Source organism: Vibrio sp. McD22-P3 (assembly GCF_021568915.1).
In the GTDB taxonomy this organism is placed as follows: Bacteria; Pseudomonadota; Gammaproteobacteria; order Enterobacterales; family Vibrionaceae; genus Vibrio; species Vibrio mediterranei.
The window spans coordinates 422652-441212 of the sequence record NZ_JAKGTN010000001.1; the positions used below are offsets into that span (position 1 = coordinate 422652).

Sequence of the window (18561 nt, forward strand, 5' to 3'; positions counted from 1 at the left end):
ATTTTAAAATTATTTGCGGATAGTTTCAGCTGCGCGTTCAGCGCCAACTTTCGCTTCCCATTTCGCGTTCAACTCTTCGATAGAAGTGCCAGAGCGTTTTAGGAAGTCTTTGAAACCAACCCAGTGAGCGTCCATAACTTGGTGCTCATCGGTTGCCGTAGAGAGTGCTTTTAAGCCCCATTCATCTGGAATGTAAACTTCGTTGAAGCCAGCACGAGGACGGTTTTCTTTAATCGCTTTCACGAACATGTCGCTCTTACGTTTCACTTCTTCGATTGGGCCAAAGTGGCTTGGGTCGATGACTAGAATGTAAGAACCGCCTACTGGACATGGCGCATCTTCCATCGTGAAGAAGTCACTTGGCACTGCTGGAAGCTCAGGAGCAATCTTACCTTTCGGGTTGATGATTGCCGTCATCACTTCATTCCAGATGTTTAGAGAGTAAAGGCGTGGTGTTAGGAATGTCCACGGTGCTTTACAGTCAGCTACACGGCCGTAACCTTCGATTAGTGAGCCCCACTTACGAGCGTCAGCTGTTAGCTCACCAGTGTCTTGGTCAACAAGCGCTGCAACGTGTAGGTCGCGGTCGTTTACGATAGCGTCACAGATGTGAGAGTCGTAGCCTTCACCGATCATGATAGATGTGACTAGAGGTAGTTCTTCACCACCAACTAGAGCTGCATCGAACGGAGGGCAAGACATTGCTGGATCCATACCACCGAATGGTGCATTAAGAGGTACAGAGTTGTTTGAAGACATCGCAAACATGCCTTCTTTCATTGCCATCTGTGTGTAGTTAGAGAAGTTACCGCCGTCACAGTGGTCGTAACCAAATACGATTGAGATACCGTGTTTGCGTGCTTTCTCGATAGCCGTTTGAGCCATTAGCGTACAAACGTAGTGACCAGAAGATTTCTTACCGTTGTATACTGCCCAAGTATCACCTTCAGACTCTAGCTCTGGCGTCGATGTAGGATCTAGGATGCCTGCTTCGTATGGAATCGTTACTGCTTCGATAACGCCAAGACCTTGGTGAAGTTTACCTTGTAGGCCACCAACCAATAGGTTGTGAGCAAGGATATCAGCGTGAGTTTGGTCAGCACCGATGTGTTTCCATGACTCAGAAACAATGAATGAAAAATACTCGTTATTAAACGTAGTAGTAGGGCTGGTCACTTTAGCCATGATCTTTTCCTCTAGTAAGTAGGGATACGTTTTATTGAACTGTAATCACTTTAGCGCATCTGAGTTATTTCATAAGTAACATACTGGATACTGTTACTCCTTCGTTACCCCGTTGGATGTCCTATTCAATAATATTCAGGCATAAAAAAAGCCGCTCTATAAAGAGCGGCTTTACAAAAGCTATTTAAAAATCAGCGATTAAGCTTGACCTTTAACTTCTTTAAGACCGTTGTAAGGTGCTTTTTCACCTAGAGCTTCTTCGATACGAATTAGCTGGTTGTACTTAGCAACACGGTCAGAACGGCTCATAGAACCAGTTTTGATTTGACCTGCAGCAGTACCTACCGCTAGATCAGCGATAGTTGCATCTTCAGTTTCGCCAGAACGGTGAGAGATTACAGCTGTGTAACCTGCGTCTTTAGCCATCTTGATAGCAGCTAGAGTCTCAGTTAGAGAACCGATTTGGTTGAACTTGATAAGGATAGAGTTAGCAACGCCTTTCTCGATACCTTCAGCAAGGATCTTAGTGTTAGTAACGAATAGATCGTCACCTACTAGTTGAAGCTTGTCACCTAGTAGTTCAGTTTGGTGCTTGAAGCCATCCCAGTCAGACTCGTCTAGACCGTCTTCGATAGAAACGATTGGGAATTGGTTAGCTAGCTCAGCTAGGTAGTGGTTGAACTCTTCAGAAGAGAAAGTCTTACCTTCGCCTTTCATGTTGTAGATGCCAGCTTCTTTGTCGAAGAACTCAGATGCTGCACAGTCCATAGCTAGAGTAACGTCTTTGCCTAGTTCGTAACCAGCAGCTGCAACAGCTTCTGCGATAACTTCTAGAGCTTCAGCGTTAGACTTAAGGTTAGGAGCGAAACCACCTTCGTCACCAACTGCAGTGCTGTAGCCTTTAGACTTAAGAACTTTAGCTAGGTTGTGGAATACTTCCGCACCGATACGTAGACCTTCTTTAAGAGTCTTAGCACCAACTGGTTGGATCATGAACTCTTGGATGTCAACGTTGTTGTCTGCGTGCTCACCACCGTTGATGATGTTCATCATTGGAAGAGGCATAGAGAATACGCCAGCAGTGCCGTTAAGCTCAGCGATGTGCTCAAATAGAGGCATGCCTTTAGCAGCAGCTGCTGCTTTAGCGTTTGCTAGAGAAACTGCTAGGATAGCGTTCGCGCCGAACTTAGACTTGTTTTCAGTACCGTCAAGGTCGATCATCACTTGGTCGATCTCAGCTTGAGCTTTAGCGTCTTTACCAACTAGAGCTTCAGCGATTGCACCGTTAACAGCTTCAACAGCTTTAAGAACACCTTTACCTAGGAAACGTGCTTTGTCACCGTCACGTAGCTCAAGAGCTTCACGAGAACCAGTAGATGCGCCAGATGGAGCTGCCGCCATACCTACGAAACCGCCTTCTAGGTGTACTTCAGCTTCTACAGTTGGGTTACCACGTGAGTCGATGATTTCACGACCTAGAACTTTAACGATCTTAGACATTAATGTTTCCTCTCATTGAATATAAATGTCAAAATTAAGGGCAGCCGCACAACCTTCGCAACCGCCCGTATCCTTTTACTTTTCTTCAGTACCGCGCTGGAATTCGCCCGCCGCTTTCACAAAGCCTGTAAATAACGGGTGACCATCGCGAGGCGTTGAAGTGAACTCTGGGTGGAACTGCGCAGCTACAAACCATGGGTGAGCTGGGTTCTCAATCACTTCAACTAGTTTCTTGTCTGCTGACAGACCAGAAACTTTAAGACCTGCTTTTTCAATCTGTGGACGAAGTACGTTGTTCACTTCGTAACGGTGACGGTGACGTTCATGGATCTTAGCGTTGCCATATAGTTCGTACGCTTTTGTCCCTTTTTCTAGGTGACATAGCTGAGAACCAAGGCGCATTGTACCGCCAAGATCAGACGTTTCGGTACGTTCTTCAACTTTACCTTCACCATCTACCCACTCTGTGATCAAGCCTACCACAGGGTATTTAGTCTCTTTGTTAAATTCTGTTGAATGTGCACCTTCCATACCCGCAACGTTACGCGCGTATTCGATAAGTGCCACTTGCATACCTAGACAGATGCCTAGATAAGGTACTTTGTTTTCACGAGCGTATTTTGCAGCAAGGATCTTACCTTCAACACCACGGTCACCGAAGCCACCAGGTACAAGGATTGCGTCTAGACCAGCTAGCGCTTCTTCGCCTTTTGTTTCCACGTCTTGTGAATCAACGTACTTAATCTTCACACTCAGGCGGTTTTTAAGGCCTGCATGTTTTAGCGCTTCGTTTACAGACTTATAAGCATCTGGTAGTTCGATGTATTTACCTACCATACCGATAACTACTTCAGCCGTTGGGTTAGCTTCTTCGTAAATTACCTGTTCCCACTCAGAAAGATCAGCTTCTGGAGCAGAGATACCAAAGCGTGAACATACTAGGTCGTCTAGACCTTGCGCTTTAATTAGTTGAGGGATCTTGTAGATAGAATCTACGTCCTTCATTGAGATTACCGCTTTTTCTTGAACGTTACAGAAAAGCGCAATCTTCTTACGCTCGTTTGCAGGGATCATACGATCACTACGGCAAACAAGAATGTCTGGTTGGATACCGATAGACAGTAGCTCTTTTACAGAGTGCTGAGTCGGCTTGGTTTTCACTTCACCAGCTGCTGCTAGGTAAGGAACCAAAGTTAGGTGCATAAACATTGCACGCTCACGACCAAGCTCAACGGCTAACTGACGAATGGCTTCCATAAACGGTAGTGATTCGATATCACCTACTGTACCACCAACTTCAACGATAGCGACATCGTGGCCTTCAGAGCCAGCGATCACGCGATCTTTAATAGCATTAGTAATGTGAGGGATTACCTGAATAGTTGCACCTAGGTAGTCACCACGACGCTCTTTGCGAAGAACATCAGCGTAAACACGACCAGCAGTGAAGTTGTTGCGTTTTGTCATCTTGGTACGGATGAAACGCTCGTAGTGACCAAGGTCAAGGTCAGTTTCAGCGCCATCTTCCGTGACGAACACTTCACCGTGCTGAGTTGGGCTCATTGTGCCCGGGTCAACGTTGATGTAAGGGTCAAGCTTCATCATGGTCACTTTAAGACCACGTGCTTCTAAAATTGCTGCAAGAGATGCTGCTGCAATACCTTTACCTAGAGAGGATACTACCCCGCCAGTAACAAAAATATAATTTGTCGTCATGTTTAACCTGAAGTTGGTTGAATGAGGGAAAATGGATTTCTTCTGGACGGGATGCAAATATACCAGAAGCCCTTTACCGCCACAACGTGAAACTTATCACATTCAAAATTTTTATTTTTTGCTTCAAATCAATTGTAGAAACTTACACCAATGAGAAGCGGTTCACAAATCCGAGGACTTTTCTTGTTTTTTTACGTCATTCCAAAACTGGTCAAGCTCTTGAAGGCTAAAGTCTGTAAGGGATTTACCATCTTCGCCAGCCCTTGCCTCAACACCTTTAAAGCGACGAGAAAATTTATTGTTCGCTTTTCTCAGCGCAACCTCAGGATCTTTTTTCAAATGTCGAGAAAGATTCACTACGGCAAACAATAGATCTCCGACCTCTTCTTCCAGCTTCTCTTCATCAACATCAACCTGAATCGCTTCCTGAACCACCTCTTCAACTTCTTCCTGAACCTTGTCAACGACAGGTCCTAACGCATCCCAATCAAAGCCATATTTAGCGCAACGTTTCTGGATTTTATTGGCCTTTGAAAGTGCAGGTAACGATTGTGGTATTGAGTCTAGAATACTTTCTTCGTTTTTGCCTACCTCAGCCTTTTCCTTCTTTTTCTCAGCTTCCCAATTGGCATTGATAGCGGCTTCATCTGCAAATTCCACATCAGAAAAAACGTGCGGATGACGTCTAGTGAGCTTGTCATTCAATCCCTCAACAACCTCGTTGAAGTCAAATAACCCTTGCTCTTTTGCCATCTGGCTATAGAAAATCACTTGAAACAACAAATCGCCCAGCTCTTCTTTCAGATTTTGCCAGTCTTGGTTATGAATAGCGTCGACCACTTCAAACGTTTCTTCGATGGTGTGCGGTACGATGGTTTCGAAGGTCTGTTTGCGATCCCATGGACAGCCATGCTGCTCATCCCGAAGCTGAGCCATAATAGTGAGAAGTTGTTCAATGGGTTGAGACATAGTTAGATTCCTAAACAAAAAGGTTGGAAAACCAACCTTTTATTATTGTTCAACATGATGTGATTACGTCAGTATAACGCCCACTTGAGTCTTGCTTAACCCAAGCGCTTCACACTCATGACGTCTTTAATTTGTTCAATACGCTTAGTCACGCGTGACAGCACTTCGATATTCGTCAGCTCTAGGTCAAAATCCATAATCGATAACTGACGCTTGTAATCACTGCGACTCTTCATAGTGGTCACCTTGATCTTTTCGTTAGTAAGCAGTGTGGTGATGTCTTTTAGTAATCCGCCACGTTCCATAGCTTCAACGCGAATAGTCAAAATATAAGAGCCAACAAAGCCACTACCCCAAACGGTATCAATAATACGCTCTGGTGCGTGATGGCTGAGTTCTTCTAACTGCTCACAATCAGCTCGGTGAACCGAAATACCACGACCTTGAGTAATATAACCTTTGATTTGATCGCCCGGAATTGGCTGACAGCAGCGTGCCAAATGCGTCATCAAGTTATCGACACCTTCCACGACAACTGCGTCTTTATGCGGTCGGCTTTGAGCTGGTGCTTTGCCTTCTGACTCTTGAAGTTTCTCAAGTGCTTGTTGATCTTCTTCTTCGGCCGTTGGCTTATTAACCAATGCGTTGATGTGATTAATGATTTGGTTTATTCGTAAATCACCACTACCAATACCAACATACAGCTCATCTGGAGTGTTAACGTTAAAACGCTTCAAGGCATATTGTTCAGCGTCTTTGATCGTTGCACCGATTTTGGCTAATTCATCTTCAAGAATTTCACGGCCAGCTTCTAAGTTCTTCTCACGACTTTGCTTTCTAAACCAAGCGTTAATTTTGGCGCGCGCACGACCAGAGTGAACAAAGCCAAGCGATGGGTTTAACCAGTCACGAGACGGGTTTGGCTCTTTGGCAGTAATGATCTCAACCTGATCACCCATAGATAGCTTATGAGTAAATGGAACAATGCGACCTGCCACTTTGGCACCGATACAGCGGTGTCCCACTTCGGAGTGAATGTGGTAAGCAAAATCCAGTGGTGTTGCCCCCATAGGCAAATCAACCACATCGCCACGAGGCGTAAAGGCATACACACGGTCATCAAATACTTGGCTACGAAGTTCATCCAGCATTTCGCCAGAGTCTGACATCTCTTCCTGCCAATCCAGTAGCTTACGCAACCAGGTAATTTTCTCGTCGTATCCGCTACGGCCGCCACTACCACCTTCTTTGTATTTCCAGTGTGCAGCAACACCTAGCTCCGAATCCTCATGCATTTGCTTAGTTCGGATTTGGATCTCTATCGTTTTACCTTCAGGACCAAGAATAACGGTATGAATAGACTGATAACCATTGGGCTTAGGGTTCGCCACATAGTCATCAAATTCACTAGGAAGGTGCTTGTATTTGGTGTGAACAACACCGAGTGCCGCATAACAATCTTGCAGTCGCTCAGCGATGATGCGTACAGCGCGCACGTCAAAAAGCTCATCAAAATCGAGGCTTTTCTTCTGCATTTTTCGCCAAATGCTGTAGATATGCTTAGGGCGACCACTGACTTCAGCAAGGATGTTCGACACCTTCATTTCAGCCGTCAAATCATCCACAAAGTCTTTGATATATTGCTCACGAACAATGCGGCGCTCAGACAATTGTTTAGCAATCTGTTTATAAGTATCTGGTTGCTGATAACGGAAAGCGTAATCTTCGATTTCCCATTTTAGCTGACCAATCCCTAAACGGTTGGCAAGAGGAGCATATATGTTGGCGCATTCTTTAGCGGCGGCTCGGCGAACTTCGTCAGACTCATCTTTGACTTCACGAAGGTTACAAATACGCTCAGCCAGCTTGATGACCACACAACGGAAATCATCCACCATCGCCAGCAACATTCTGCGGACATTATCGACTTGACCCGACGCCTCTGAGCCTTCTAGCGTCACGTTAAGTTGACCAATAGCCGCCATCTCTTCGACGCCATCAATCAGCTTAATGGTTTCTTTGCCATAGTTTTCTTCTAGCTGCTCTCTATCGTAGATGCCACTAGAAACAACAGGGTACAACTGAGCAGCCACCAGCGTGGCTTTATCCATCGAAAGGGTAATGAGGATCTCAATCATCTCTCTGCCGCGCCACAACAACAAGGACCCCTGTTCACTGCCAGCGACAATATCTTCGCACTGACGGTAAACTTCTTTAAGCCTTTTCGAGGTGTTCTTGTCTTGCTTTAGAGAAGCAATCCATTTGTCTAGCTCGAACTGTTCGTTAGGGTTCAAATGCGCGCTTCTTACCGCAACCATTTCTTTTTTCTTCCTAGTTTTATTGGTTAACTAACCTATCCCAGTTAGCTTGTTCTCATTTTAATTCAGCTACTTCTCAAACAGCGCCATGGATTCTAGATGACTGGTGTGAGGGAACATATCCATCATACCCAATCGAACCAACTTATAGCCCTGCTCAATCAAGCTTTGAGTATCTCTGGCAAGGGTAGCAGGATTGCAAGAAACATAAAGCACTCGCGTTGCTCCTAGTGCAGAAACTTGATCTATCACGCCGCTTGCGCCTGCTCTGGCAGGGTCAAGCAGGATTTTATCAAACTGTTGTTTTGCCCATGACATCTCAGAGAGATCTTGCTCGAGATTTGCTTGATAAAATTCAACATTCGTTAGGTGATTAAGCGCGGCATTTTGCTGCGCCCAATCCACCATATCTTGAATACCTTCAACACCTACGACACGTTGACATAGTTTCGCCAAAGGTAAAGTGAAGTTACCCAAGCCGCAAAAAAGATCGAGTACATTGTCACTGGATTTAGGCGCTAGCCACTCCAGTGCTTGAGCGACCATTTTGCTATTTATCTCGCGGTTCACTTGAATAAAGTGTGTCGGCAGGAAGGGTAATTCAACCCCTACTTCCGAATAATAAGGCTGTTCACCCGTTATTAGTTGTAACTGCCCTGACTCTGGCATCAGGTAAAGCGTGAGTGCCTGACTGTCAGCAAAATCGACCAAGCGTTTTTGATCGTGATTAGTCAAAGGTTTGATGTGCCTAACAACAACCACAGGTCCATTATCACCCATGACCAATTCAAGGTGGCCAAGTGACTGTTGCTGTTTAAAGCCTGCGAATATGTCTCGTAATGGCGGTATCAATGCGTTTAATTGCGCATTCAATACCGGACAGTGGTCAATCTCAACAATGTGATTGCTCTGCTTACGGCGAAACCCCATGACTAAGTTGCGCTGCTTATCGAGGTGAATACTCAAACGAGCACGACGGCGATAACCAAGACCTTCTCCAGTAATAGAGGGAGCTAACGGCACAGATTGGCCCGCTAACTTATTCATCAATTGTGATAAGGCTACTTGTTTGTTTTCAATCTGCTGCTGACGTTCTACATGCTGCTGATTGCAGCCGCCACACTCATGGTAATGAGGACAAAATGGCTTCACGCGTTGCTCAGAAGCTTCTAGCACTTTGATCAAGGTAGCCTTAGCAAACTTTGCTTTGCTTTCCGTTAACTGCACCAACACCTTCTCATCTGTGAGCGCACCTTCAACAAATACCGGTTTGTTATTTAAGTAACCAATACCTGCACCATGATGGTCCATGCGTTCAATGTTCACCTCTTGGTGCTTTTTTGAGAATGAAGATTTCTTTGTTGGTTTAAAAAAACGTGCCATTACTGTACCCAGTGAGCAGAGCGTAATGCGCTGCTTCGATAAAAATTTGTTAGAGTTTCACTATTCTTTATTTGAATGATTGTCGAACAGCGCTGCTTTGATTAAGCTTACGTCATCTTGAGGATGCAATACTGGCTATTGTCCCATATCCACCCAGCAGATGTAACTCTGTTGGCAAATAATGACTTCGAATTAAAATGACAAGATACGGCCTGCGCGCTCGCGTAATCACATTGACTTTGGCACCGACCTTAATTATCGGTCTCCTTTTGAGTGCCTTCTTCTCTTACAATCGCTACCACGACCTAGAATCACAAGTACTTAACGCCGGCTCTAGCATTATTGAACCGCTGGCGATTGCCAGTGAACAAGGTCTTATCAACCAAAGTCGTGAATCAGTTAGACGCCTGATTAGTTACGCCCACCGTAAGAATTCTAAATTCGTTCGCAGTATTGCGGTATTCGATGCTTCTCATGAGCTGTTTGTAACCTCAAACTTTCATCCCAACTTTGATACGTTAACCTACCCGAAAGATCAGCCGATTCCTTTTTTAAGCTCCTACGAAATTCACGACAATACGTTAATTTTGAGAGCCCCTATTCTAGCTGAAAGTCAGCTGGTATCAGATACGCGAGAATTAACCTCAACCAATAAGACGCTCGGTTATATCGCTGTAGAGCTCGACCTTTCTTCACTGCGTTTACAACAATATCAGGAAGTCTTCTCTGCGATTCTAGTCCTTGTTCTTGGTCTTATCCTATCGGGAATCTTTGCCTACCGTTTGATGTACGATGTGACGCGTCCAATTTCTCACATGAAAAACATGGTAGACCGTATTCGTCGTGGTCACTTGGATGTTCGTATCGAAGGCAAAATGCACGGCGAGCTGGACTCGTTGAAAAATGGTATCAATGCCATGGCAGTCTCGCTGTCCGAATATCATGTGGAAATGCAGCACAGTATCGACCAAGCAACGTCCGATCTACGTGAGACATTAGAACAGCTTGAAATTCAAAACGTTGAATTGGATATCGCCAAAAAGCGTGCGCAAGAGGCGGCACGAGTGAAGTCAGAGTTCCTTGCTAACATGTCTCATGAGCTAAGAACCCCACTTAATGGTGTAATTGGTTTTACTCGTCAGATGCTGAAAACTCAGCTGACCAACAGTCAAACAGACTATCTACAGACCATTGAGAAATCGGCAAATAACCTGCTTAACATCATCAATGACATTTTAGACTTCTCCAAACTCGAAGCCGGTAAACTGGCACTTGAGAATATTCCATTTGAATTCCAAGACAGTCTTGAGGAAGTTGTCGCCCTTCAAGCAACCAGTGCCCATGAAAAAGGCTTGGAACTAACCTTAAAAGTTGACTCGAAAATTCCAAGCGGCCTTGTTGGTGACCCACTTCGTATTCAACAGATTTTGACCAACCTTGTGGGTAACTCCATCAAGTTTACTGAGCGTGGCAACATTGATATCAGCGTTGAACTCAAATCTCAGAAAGAAGACCGTGTTGAACTGCAGTTTATGGTTCGCGATACAGGTATTGGTATCTCAGAGCGACAACAAGCGCAGTTATTCCAAGCCTTCAGTCAAGCGGACGCCAGTATCTCTCGACGTTATGGCGGTACTGGACTTGGTTTGGTTATTACCCAAAAGCTAGTTGGACAAATGGGCGGTGAAATTAGCTTAACCAGTCGCCTGCACCAAGGTTCAACATTCTGGTTTACGGTTAAACTGAACTCTACAGATATTCCAATGATCGACCTTATCGATCCTGCGGTCATCCATAACAAGCGACTACTACTGATTGAACCAAATATGCAAGCGGCATCGGTATTACAACAGACCCTTACTAATGAAGGGGTTATGGTGACCTATCGCTCAACGTTGCCAGATAAAGTGGAAGCGTTCGACTACATCATTTTGTGTTTGCCTACCAATGAAGAAGTGCCATTGACCGTGATTGAAAGTTGGATCACCCGATGTCAGGAAGCTACATCAAACATCATCATCGGTACTGCCAGCACCCAGCTCGCCCTATCTGACTACTTGATGCAAACCCATCAAGTGCAGTGCTTAACCAAACCATTATCACGTAAGAAGTTGCTGCAATCGCTAGTGGAAAAACAGCCAGCAATACTCGCACCTGTTATGGAAGTTGAGTCTACCGAGAAGCGCGCACTTACCGTAATGGCAGTGGATGATAACCCTGCCAACCTCAAGCTCATTACAGCATTATTGTCGGAGCGTGTTGAGAGCGTGGTCTCTTGCACCAACGGCCAAGTATCGGTTGAGAAAGCCCAAGAGCAGCACTTTGATATGGTATTTATGGACATTCAAATGCCTCACATGGATGGGGTTACTGCCTGCAAACTAATTAAAGAGACCCAACAGAACAGCCAGACGCCTGTTGTCGCCGTCACTGCCCACGCAATGACGGGTGAACGAGACCGACTTTTATCTGAAGGAATGGACGATTACCTCACCAAACCTATCGATGAAAAAATGTTGTTGCAAGTACTCAACAAATGGGTACCAGTTCGCAATCATGACACTGATGCCAGCTTGGACTTCGTTGCTCCAAATGACGTGGACATAACACCTGATGAGCCAAGCACTCAGCCTAAAACGGAAACGGAAACCAATTTGGTGATCGATTGGGGAGCGGCACTCAAACAAGCCGCTAACAAAGAAGACTTAGCCGTCGATATGCTGCAAATGTTAGTCGACTTTATCCCTGAAGTGTATGCACTTTCAGAGCAAGTGTTGGACACCGATTTCGATGATAAGGAACAGGTTATCCACCTAATCCACAAATTGCATGGCAGTTGCTCTTATTGCGGCGTGCCGAGACTTAAGTCTATCTGCGCGACCATAGAGAAAGCCTTGCGCGCTGGCGACAGCTTAGAAGATATCGAGCCAGAGCTCTTTGAACTGCAAGATGAAATGGAAAAAGTGCTAAAAACGTCTGAGCTTTACTTGAAAGGAAATAGAGAACCTAACGATTAGGTTAGGTTCTATCGTTTAGCTTTCGAAGATGACGGTAGCGACAGCGTAGTGACGCTCGTCAGAGATAGACAAATGATTGGACGTCACACCCATTGAAGCCGCAATTTCTGCGGCTTTTTTTGTCAGAGTGAGTATTGGCTTGCCGTTTTCGTCATTAGAAACTTCAAAATCTTGGAAAGTCACACCATGAGCAATCCCAGTCCCCAACGCCTTTGATGCCGCCTCTTTTACAGCAAAACGCTTAGCAAGAAAGCGACCCTGCTGTTTCAATTGCTGAAACTGAACCAACTCATTATCGGTCAAAATACGCTGCGCAAACGCCTCGCCTGAACGCGCTAAGGCTTTCTCAACACGTTCTATTTCTGCGATATCGGTACCTAGACCTTGAATTGCCACGATTCATTAACCTCGACGAGCCGATTCCATGACCGCTTTCATATCTGCAACGGCTTTATGTAGGCCATCGAATACCGCGCGGCCAATGATAGAGTGACCAATGTTTAATTCATAAATCTCAGGTAATGCCGCAATAGGTGCGACGTTGTGGTAAGTCAAACCATGACCAGCATTTACTGTGATACCGATATCTGCAGCGTAGCTTGCGCCTGCCGCGATTTTTTTCAGCTCGTCTTGCTGATCTTCTTCAGTTTCTGCATCCGCATAATGACCAGTATGCAGTTCAATGAATGGTGCACCAGCTGCTTTAGCGGCATCAATCTGCTCACGATCGGCATCAATAAATAGCGACACTTTAATGCCTGCTGCAGACAACTTCTCCGTTGCCGCTTTGATTTTTTCAAGCTGACCTTTTACATCTAACCCACCCTCAGTCGTCAGCTCTTCACGTTTTTCAGGTACTAAGCAAACAAACTCAGGTTGAGTTTTTAGGGCAATATCGATCATCTCATCGGTGACCGCCATCTCTAGGTTCATACGAGTCTGTAGTGTTTCGCGCAAAATGCGTACATCACGATCTAAGATGTGGCGACGGTCTTCACGAAGGTGAATGGTAATACCGTCAGCGCCGGCACGCTCTGCAATCTCTGCTGCATGAACTGGATCTGGATACTTAGTACCGCGCGCATTACGTAGCGTAGCGATATGGTCAATATTGATACCTAAAAGGATAGAACTCATCGATGTTTACTCCATGGTCAGAGCTGTTTCAGTCTCGGAAGAAACAACTCCCTGCTTTTTAATGGTTTCCCGCCAAGATACGGCTTTAATGCTATGCGTGTAAAGCGTTTTGCCGCTTGTAACTGTGTTTTACTGTTAAAACGACGCTCACTGATGGCAATCAATTCCTCACCGAGAAAGGTGAGATTGTCTTTACGCACACTGGCAATGAACCCCTTTTGCTCTCGATAACGATAAGTCATCGTTGGGTCAATAGGTTCACCTGTTCCGGCACAGTGAAGGAAGTCTACACCGTATCCCATTGCAGAAAGGAGAGCGAGTTCAAATCGCCGTAAAGCGGGCTCAGGATTGGTATTGTGAGCCAGTTCTGTTAAAGCTTGAAGATAGTCATGAAATAAAGCGGGAAACGGGATTTCACTGGCGAGAACACGGGCAATGAGTTCGTTCACATACATAGCTGAGTAAAGGTTGATACCAGATAAAGGTAACCCAAGGCTGATGGCTTCAGCTTGACGAAGGGTCTTCATGGAACCGCCGCCGGACCATTTTAACAGGAGAGGGGTAAAAGGTTGCAGCGCCCCTTTAAGGTTGGAGCGCTTACTTCTAGCACCTTTAGACAAAAGCGTAACTCGACCATACTCTTCACTGAATACGTCAAGAATAAGACTCGACTCACTGTAGGGTCTTCGATGCAAAACAAAACAGCGTTGTAATCCATCCATAACTTTATCTTGTCTAAGGTCTCGGAGCAGGACGCTCAGCGTCCTCGCTACCTAATAGTATTATTTGTTTTCGATATCGTCGATATAGCCCAATGAACGCAGAGCACGCTCATCATCAGCCCAGCCCGATTTCACTTTTACCCAAGTCTCAAGGTAAACCTTACGATCGAACAGCTCTTCCATATCTAGACGAGCCTCACGACCAATCGTCTTGATCTTTTCGCCGCCTTTACCAATAACCATTTTCTTCTGGCCGTTACGCTCAACAAGAATCAAAGCATTGATATGGAAGCCATCAGTGTCTGGGTTGTAATCAAAACGCTCAATCTCAACCGTCACTGAATAAGGCAGTTCATCACCCGTAAAACGCATGAGTTTCTCACGCAGGATTTCTGACGCCATGAAACGCTGAGAACGGTCCGTGACATACTCTTCAGGGAAATGATGTACCGCTTCAGGTAGATGTTCGCGTACATGCTTACGAAGCACATCTGTGTTCTTACCATGTTTGGCAGAAATAGGCACTACATCCACGAAGTCCATCTTCTTCGACAGCTCATGCATATGCAGCATTACGTCGTTACGATCTTTCACGTTATCGACTTTGTTCATACATAGGATGACTGGGAAGTCTGACTTACGCAGCTTATTCAGTACCATTTCGTCATCATCAGTCCAGTGAGTGCCATCAACTAGGAATAACACTAGGTTCACATCACTCAATGAGCTATTAGCTGCACGATTCATCAAACGGTTAATCGCTCGCTTCTCTTCAATATGTAGCCCTGGCGTATCCACATAAATCGCTTGGTAATCCCCATCGGTATCGACACCCATAATACGGTGACGAGTGGTTTGCGGTTTACGCGATGTGATGGAAATCTTTTGCCCTAAAATATGATTTAGCAGCGTTGATTTACCTACATTTGGACGACCAACAATCGCAACAAAACCACAGTGTTGGTTTTCTGCGCTGGTTGTCGCTTCGCCAGATGATGCAAAGTATGCATCAATATCGAATTCTTGTTCAGACTCAGGTTTATCAGACATTGGTCACTTTCTCTAAAGCCAGTTCCGCAGCCGCTTGTTCTGCCTTGCGGCGACTGGTGCCTCGACCGATAACAGGTTCATCCACACCTGCCACTTCACAGGAAACGGTAAACTCTTGGTTATGCGCTTCCCCTTTAATATTAGTCACTGTATAGACTGGTAGTGGTTTTCTTCGACCTTGTAAGAACTCTTGTAAGCGAGTTTTTGGATCTTTTTGGGAAACACCTGGCTTAATTGCTTCTAAGCGAGTCATATACCAGCTCAATACAATTTTACGAACCATCTCTACATCGCTGTCGAGATAAATCGCGCCAATGATCGCTTCAACGGCATCCGCTAAAATTGAGTCACGACGGAAACCACCGCTCTTCAATTCGCCTGGACCTAATTTTAAGTAATCTCCCAAGACAAACTCGCGCCCTAGCTCAGCCAGAGTATTCCCTCTCACTAAGGTGGCACGCATTCGACTCATATCCCCTTCATTCACTTTAGGAAAGCGGTGATAAAGATCGTCAGCGATGACAAAACTTAAAATTGAATCGCCCAGAAATTCTAGTCGTTCATTATGGTTACCATTGGCGCTGCGGTGAGTCAGCGCCAACATGAGCAGCTCGCTATCATTGAAATGATAGCCGAGCTTTTTTTCTAATCGTTCAATAGAAGAATTCATGCTCTCTCGTTCAGTCTATTCCACCGATGCGATTAAATCTTACACCGGTTGGGATCCATGTAGGCAGAATGCTATCTGCGCCACGTTCAAATTCAAAACTAATCCAGATACCAACAGCTTTGCCCACTAAGTTACCTTCTGGCACAAATCCCCAGTAGCGGCTGTCAGCACTGTTATCGCGGTTGTCACCCATTACAAAGTAATGACCTTCTGGAACCACCCATTCATTCACACCGTTACGTGGTTGATATTGGTCAACACGGTCACGACGCAAAGGGTTAACTAAGATTTGGTGTTCCACTTTACCCAGCTTTTCATCCATCTGAATCAGAGGGATACCATTTTGTACAAATGGGCTATCTTCCACATTGGATAGCTTCACAGGTTTACACGTCGATGTACCTTTGGTTTGGATGCAAATATCCTTACGCGCGCTATATCGAACAGTATCACCTGGTAAGCCAACAACACGCTTGATGTAGTCGATGCTTGGCTGAGGTGGGTATTTAAATACCACAATATCGCCACGCTCTGGTTTACCGGTTTCAACTAGCTGAGTACGCCATACTGGATCTTTTAGACCATAAGCATATTTCTCAACCAAGATGAAGTCGCCAACCAAAAGCGTCGGCATCATCGAACCAGATGGAATTTGGAATGGTTCATAAATGAATGAACGCAATACCAAAACAAAGGCGATAACAGGGAAAATAGAAACACTGTTCTCAACAAACCATGATGGGGCAACAGCTTTGTTTGCGGTTGCTTCATCGATTTGGGTAGCTTGAGCTTGGATATCCGCGAGCTTTTGCTCACGTTTTTTTCTCAATACGAGCTTATCCAGCACCCAAACGACACCTGTCACTAACGTCACGATGACGAGGATCAATGAGAAGGTATTTGCCATTTCATTCCCTTAATTTTCGTATCTATAAAAATAACGAAAGTGAAAGCACCACAACGGCACTTTCACTTCAAACTTAAATTATGTCGTCGTAAAACAAAGAATTAGTCTTTGCCAACGTGCAGAATTGCAAGGAACGCTTCTTGTGGCAGCTCGACGTTACCGATCTGCTTCATGCGTTTCTTACCTTCTTTCTGTTTCTTCAACAGCTTCTTCTTACGACTCACGTCACCACCGTAACACTTTGCAATTACGTTTTTACGTAGCTGCTTAACGGTAGAGCGCGCGATGATGTGGTTACCAATTGCCGCTTGAATCGCAATATCAAACATCTGGCGAGGGATAAACTCTTTCATCTTCTCAACAAGCTGACGACCACGACTTTGTGATTGGTCTTTGTGAGTGATGATCGCCAATGCATCAACTGTGTCACCGTTCAGCAACACATCAACACGAACCATGTTTGACGCTTCAAAACGTTGGAAGTTGTAGTCCAGTGATGCATAACCACGAGACGTTGATTTTAGACGGTCAAAGAAGTCCAATACCACTTCTGCCATCGGAATATCGTAAGTCACCGCAACTTGGTTTCCGTGATAAACCATATCAACCTGAGTACCACGTTTCTCAACGCATAATGTAATCACATTACCTAGGTAGTCAGACGGCACTAAGATATTACAGCGTGCGATTGGCTCACGAATCTCTTCAATATCATTGGTAGCAGGTAGCTTAGCTGGGCTATCCACGTAGTGAAGTGAACCGTCGGTTTTCTCTACTTCGTAGACTACGGTTGGAGCTGTTGTAATCAGATCCAGATCGTATTCACGCTCTAGACGTTCTTGGATGATTTCCATGTGAAGCATACCCAAGAAGCCACAACGGAAACCAAAACCAAGTGCTGCAGAGCTCTCTGGCTCGTAGAATAGAGATGCGTCGTTTAGACTTAGCTTACCAAGTGCATCACGGAAGTTCTCATAATCGTCAGAGGAGACTGGGAACAGACCTGCATAAACCTGTGGTTTCACTTTTTGGAAACCAGGCAACGCTTGTTCACAACCGTTTTTCGCGGTAGTCAGCGTATCACCAACTGGCGCACCTAAAATGTCTTTAATACCACAAACAACCCAGCCTACTTCACCGGTGTTGAGCTCTGTCGTATCAATCTGTTTTGGTGTGAAGATACCTAAACGGTCTACACCCCAAACTTGACCAGTACTCATCACTTTGATCTTGTCGTTTTTCTTCAGTTTACCGTTTTTAATACGAACCAAAGAAACTACGCCAAGGTAGTTATCGAACCAAGAGTCAATAATCAGTGCTTGAAGTGGCGCTTCTGGATCGCCTTCTGGCGCAGGAATCGCTTTGACGATTTCTTCTAGAACATCGTCAACACCAAGGCCTGTTTTTGCTGAACAACGCACTGCTTCCATTGCGTCGATACCAACAATTTCTTCGATCTCTTCAGCGACACGCTCTGGTTCCGCAGCTGGTAAGTCGATTTTGTTCAATACTGGAACAACTTCCAGCTCCATTTCAATGGCTGTGTAGCAGTTCGCCAGTGTTTGTGCTTCCACACCCTGGCCCGCATCAACAACAAGAAGCGCACCTTCACAAGCCGCTAGAGAACGAGATACTTCATACGAGAAGTCTACGTGCCCTGGAGTATCGATAAAGTTTAGCTGATAGGTTTCCCCATCTTTCGCCGTGTAATCCAGAGTAACACTCTGAGCTTTGATGGTAATACCGCGCTCACGCTCTAGGTCCATAGAATCAAGAACCTGGGCCGCCATTTCACGGTCGCTTAAGCCGCCGCAAACCTGGATCAAACGGTCCGACAAGGTTGATTTACCATGGTCGATGTGGGCGATAATCGAAAAGTTACGAATGTGCTTCATAGATTTGATGTAGCTAAACTCTTAAACAAAAAGGAATAGAAAATGCGGAAAAAACGCGCATTTCAATTAAGTTGGCAGATTCTACCCAATTT

Annotated in this window: 14 protein-coding genes; 1 reads left to right on the top strand and 13 read right to left on the bottom strand. The window is 45.2% G+C overall.

Annotated features, from left to right (window positions below; translation table 11 throughout):
- Positions 1 to 9: 9 nt before the first annotated feature.
- From L2W36_RS01900 to rlmD, 6 genes are all read right to left on the bottom strand, one after another.
- The gene (locus tag L2W36_RS01900; RefSeq protein ID WP_006075619.1) at positions 10 to 1185 is read right to left on the bottom strand and encodes an Ldh family oxidoreductase; all 1176 of its coding nucleotides are present in this window, start codon (positions 1183 to 1185) and stop codon (positions 10 to 12) included.
- A gap of 198 nt (positions 1186 to 1383) precedes the next feature.
- Positions 1384 to 2685, bottom strand: a complete 1302-nt coding sequence (gene eno, locus L2W36_RS01905) for a phosphopyruvate hydratase (RefSeq protein WP_063605881.1) — start codon at positions 2683 to 2685, stop codon at positions 1384 to 1386.
- Between the two features lie 75 nt (positions 2686 to 2760).
- Entirely contained in the window at positions 2761 to 4401 is a 1641-nt protein-coding gene (locus L2W36_RS01910) for a CTP synthase (RefSeq protein WP_038228988.1), read from the bottom strand.
- Between the two features lie 162 nt (positions 4402 to 4563).
- Entirely contained in the window at positions 4564 to 5370 is an 807-nt protein-coding gene (gene mazG / locus L2W36_RS01915) for a nucleoside triphosphate pyrophosphohydrolase (protein ID WP_031493536.1), read from the bottom strand.
- A gap of 95 nt (positions 5371 to 5465) precedes the next feature.
- On the bottom strand, positions 5466 to 7688 hold the full coding sequence (gene relA, locus L2W36_RS01920; protein WP_107306343.1) for a GTP diphosphokinase: 2223 nt from the start codon (positions 7686 to 7688) through the stop codon (positions 5466 to 5468).
- 69 nt (positions 7689 to 7757) lie between these two features.
- Positions 7758 to 9071: a 23S rRNA (uracil(1939)-C(5))-methyltransferase RlmD gene (gene rlmD / locus L2W36_RS01925; RefSeq protein ID WP_236109190.1), complete on the bottom strand. Its 1314-nt coding sequence runs from the start codon at positions 9069 to 9071 to the stop codon at positions 7758 to 7760.
- Between the two features lie 197 nt (positions 9072 to 9268).
- Between rlmD and barA the strand changes: the two genes are divergently transcribed.
- A complete protein-coding gene (gene barA / locus L2W36_RS01930; RefSeq protein WP_236109191.1) occupies positions 9269 to 12088 on the top strand; it encodes a two-component sensor histidine kinase BarA in 2820 nt (939 codons plus the stop codon).
- A gap of 15 nt (positions 12089 to 12103) precedes the next feature.
- On the opposite strand, the gene acpS is transcribed toward barA, so the two are convergent.
- The 7 genes from acpS to lepA form a co-directional block, all read right to left on the bottom strand.
- Positions 12104 to 12484, bottom strand: coding sequence for a holo-ACP synthase (gene acpS / locus L2W36_RS01935; RefSeq protein WP_006075282.1), 381 nt, complete (start codon positions 12482 to 12484; stop codon positions 12104 to 12106).
- Positions 12485 to 12490: 6 nt separating this feature from the next.
- Positions 12491 to 13225, bottom strand: a complete 735-nt coding sequence (pdxJ, locus tag L2W36_RS01940; RefSeq protein WP_006075281.1) for a pyridoxine 5'-phosphate synthase — start codon at positions 13223 to 13225, stop codon at positions 12491 to 12493.
- A gap of 17 nt (positions 13226 to 13242) precedes the next feature.
- Entirely contained in the window at positions 13243 to 13947 is a 705-nt protein-coding gene (recO, locus tag L2W36_RS01945) for a DNA repair protein RecO (RefSeq protein ID WP_063605875.1), read from the bottom strand.
- Between the two features lie 60 nt (positions 13948 to 14007).
- Positions 14008 to 14997: a GTPase Era gene (gene era / locus L2W36_RS01950; RefSeq protein WP_006075279.1), complete on the bottom strand. Its 990-nt coding sequence runs from the start codon at positions 14995 to 14997 to the stop codon at positions 14008 to 14010.
- Positions 14990 to 15667 (bottom strand): ribonuclease III, encoded by a 678-nt coding sequence (gene rnc, locus L2W36_RS01955; protein ID WP_006075278.1) that lies wholly within the window; start codon positions 15665 to 15667, stop codon positions 14990 to 14992. Before rnc ends, era begins: the two co-directional genes overlap by 8 nt.
- Positions 15668 to 15677: 10 nt before the next feature.
- Entirely contained in the window at positions 15678 to 16574 is an 897-nt protein-coding gene (lepB, locus tag L2W36_RS01960) for a signal peptidase I (RefSeq protein ID WP_031493910.1), read from the bottom strand.
- 101 nt (positions 16575 to 16675) lie between these two features.
- Positions 16676 to 18469, bottom strand: a complete 1794-nt coding sequence (gene lepA / locus L2W36_RS01965; protein WP_006075276.1) for a translation elongation factor 4 — start codon at positions 18467 to 18469, stop codon at positions 16676 to 16678.
- Positions 18470 to 18561: the final 92 nt, after the last annotated feature.

Excerpts from the sequence above, each read along its gene's own strand:
- L2W36_RS01900 (WP_006075619.1), bottom strand. The coding sequence starts at position 1,185 with ATGGCTAAAGTGACCAGCCCTACTACTACGTTTAATAACGAGTATTTT.
- eno (WP_063605881.1), bottom strand. The coding sequence starts at position 2,685 with ATGTCTAAGATCGTTAAAGTTCTAGGTCGTGAAATCATCGACTCACGT.
- L2W36_RS01910 (WP_038228988.1), bottom strand. The coding sequence starts at position 4,401 with ATGACGACAAATTATATTTTTGTTACTGGCGGGGTAGTATCCTCTCTA.
- mazG (WP_031493536.1), bottom strand. The coding sequence starts at position 5,370 with ATGTCTCAACCCATTGAACAACTTCTCACTATTATGGCTCAGCTTCGG.
- relA (WP_107306343.1), bottom strand. The coding sequence starts at position 7,688 with ATGGTTGCGGTAAGAAGCGCGCATTTGAACCCTAACGAACAGTTCGAG.
- rlmD (WP_236109190.1), bottom strand. The coding sequence starts at position 9,071 with ATGGCACGTTTTTTTAAACCAACAAAGAAATCTTCATTCTCAAAAAAG.
- barA (WP_236109191.1), top strand. The coding sequence starts at position 9,269 with ATGACAAGATACGGCCTGCGCGCTCGCGTAATCACATTGACTTTGGCA.
- pdxJ (WP_006075281.1), bottom strand. The coding sequence starts at position 13,225 with ATGAGTTCTATCCTTTTAGGTATCAATATTGACCATATCGCTACGCTA.
- recO (WP_063605875.1), bottom strand. The coding sequence starts at position 13,947 with ATGGATGGATTACAACGCTGTTTTGTTTTGCATCGAAGACCCTACAGT.
- era (WP_006075279.1), bottom strand. The coding sequence starts at position 14,997 with ATGTCTGATAAACCTGAGTCTGAACAAGAATTCGATATTGATGCATAC.
- rnc (WP_006075278.1), bottom strand. The coding sequence starts at position 15,667 with ATGAATTCTTCTATTGAACGATTAGAAAAAAAGCTCGGCTATCATTTC.
- lepB (WP_031493910.1), bottom strand. The coding sequence starts at position 16,574 with ATGGCAAATACCTTCTCATTGATCCTCGTCATCGTGACGTTAGTGACA.
- lepA (WP_006075276.1), bottom strand. The coding sequence starts at position 18,469 with ATGAAGCACATTCGTAACTTTTCGATTATCGCCCACATCGACCATGGT.